The sequence below is a fragment of the Candidatus Protochlamydia sp. R18 genome (genome assembly GCF_000648255.1).
Classification (GTDB): Bacteria; Chlamydiota; Chlamydiia; order Chlamydiales; family Parachlamydiaceae; genus Protochlamydia; species Protochlamydia amoebophila.
Window position 1 is genome coordinate 1 of the sequence record NZ_BASL01000691.1, and the last position, 1,997, is coordinate 1,997.

The following is a 1,997-nucleotide window of genomic DNA, read 5'->3' on the forward strand; positions in this document are numbered from 1 at the left end:
TCTTGTTTAGCGACTAAAACTTCTGCATGAATCTGCTTTTTCTGAGCTCGAAGTTGTACTTCCTGTGCTTCAAGTTGTACCTTTTTTGCTTCAAGCTGTTTTAATTCTCGCAGATGACCAACATAGCTTTGAACATGGCTTCTTACTTGTACTTTAAGATCTGCAGCTTCTTGTGCGTTTATAGGTACCCAAGTTTGAGTTGAATAACTACTAGCAGTGCAACTATTCATAATAATCTCCTTTTTACATTGTTAACGAAAAATTAATACAATCTTGAATAAGAGATTATTAATATTTTCATATTTGTCAAGAATAATTTTTAATTATTTTTTTTGCATTTTTAAGGGTAAAAAAAAGAAAATGGTATAATAAATGTAACTGTTTTTATATGTAATTATTTAAAAATTTTTAATTAAGAGGATGTCTTATGAACGGCGACTACTCTAATTTTAATCGAATTTCAATTGATTCATTACATCTAGCTTCAGGAAATCAGGAATCGACATCTTCTCAAAAATCTAATCTTCCAAACCAACATACGGTTACAAATTGGAATGATATAGGTACGAATGAGATAATTGATAAAATTAATATAACCACAAGCCAACTTACCATTTTTCCTGATGACCAGCAAGAATTACAGTCCGAACAATTGTCAAGCCTTCCATTGACTCCTCTTTTCACAGAAGCAGATGGCCCCCTTTTAAAGCAATTATCCACTGATGAAGAGTTTGAAGAACAGGATGAGCTAATTGAGATAAACGTATCTGAGGATAGCATATCTGATAATTTTGAAAGTTTAGAATTAGATTTAGATCTAAATGAAGATATCTGGGAAAACACTGAAGCCAAAATTCAAATATCAGACAATAAAGAAGAAATTTTAGAAACAACAAATCAAGTAGCGGAACAGACAAGTCAAGTAGCGGAACAGACAAGTCAAGTAGCGGAACAGACAAGTCAAGTAGCAGAAACGACAAACGAAGTAGTAAAGACCAAAATTGCTGATGAAGCAAAAACTGATGAGATTATATCTGACGTACTTACAAAAAAGATTGAAGTTAGAAAAGAAGAAATTGAACTAAGCACAGAAGCATCTGCGGATCTTAAACGCGTTCAAGCGCAATTTAAAGGCTATATTACTGCTAAAGGAAGAAATTTAGATAAAACCATCGAAAAAATCTTTACAGAAGCGAGTAAGCTTGATCCAGAAGAGCACCAAGAATATATTGAGAAGAGATTAGAAAAATTAGTTGCTCAAGGAAAAATTGGTAAAAATGAAAATGGAAAATTTGTTCCTTTAACTAAAGAGGAAGCTGAACTTTTCAAACATAAATTCAAACAACATTTCACAACTTTCGTTAATACACATTATGCTATGCCTTTAGAACAGGTCAAAAAGACAAGTTCAAATTTAGAATCGAAGGAAGTATCTCATACAGAAAAAACTGAAAATTCTGAAAGCGTAAAAGAAACTTCAAATACTCAAAGTAATAAAATTGATCAGCTCAGTCATCTAATCATTAATCCTAAAGAGACAGCCAAACATGTTAGAAAAGTTTTAATGAAATTAGCTGAATTAAAAGAAACAAAAAGGAGATTAAATGAAGATAGGGCACGGGAAACAAGTGCAGAGGCGGAGTTTATTGCTCAGCAAATTTTAAAGCAAGCAATCCTGAAAGAAGAAATTTCCAAAACAAACCTCAAAAATACTATTTTGAAAGACCAAATTGTGGGTGAATCTAATAAAACGACAACTTATTTAGAGACACGGCTTGTCAAAACAATTGCAAATGGAAACTTCACTCTTGAGAAACGAACTCAAAAAATAGAAATAGGGCATGTCAAAATTTATTCTGCAAATCGTACGTAAAATTATTCGATCATTGAGATAAATTTACTTAGAAGCTGTTTAAAATCTTTTTAAAAGGAGAACTACAAACGCCAAAATGACCAGATTTAAGCTTGTATTCAATTTTCTTTCGCAGTTTTTCCAT

2 protein-coding genes and 1 pseudogene are annotated in these 1,997 nt (G+C 31.8%); 1 reads left to right on the top strand and 2 read right to left on the bottom strand.

What is annotated here, in order from left to right; translation table 11 throughout:
• A partial coding sequence (locus tag TY19_RS05515) for a hypothetical protein (protein ID WP_042280804.1) occupies positions 1-230 on the bottom strand: 230 nt, incomplete at its 3' end.
• Between the two features lie 197 nt (positions 231-427).
• Between TY19_RS05515 and TY19_RS05520 the strand changes: the two genes are divergently transcribed.
• Positions 428-1,873 (top strand): hypothetical protein, encoded by a 1,446-nt coding sequence (locus TY19_RS05520; protein WP_042280807.1) that lies wholly within the window; start codon positions 428-430, stop codon positions 1,871-1,873.
• Positions 1,874-1,912: 39 nt separating this feature from the next.
• Here TY19_RS05520 and TY19_RS26815 read toward each other — a convergent pair.
• Positions 1,913-1,997 (bottom strand): annotated as a pseudogene (locus TY19_RS26815) (IS5/IS1182 family transposase); the annotation flags it as partial.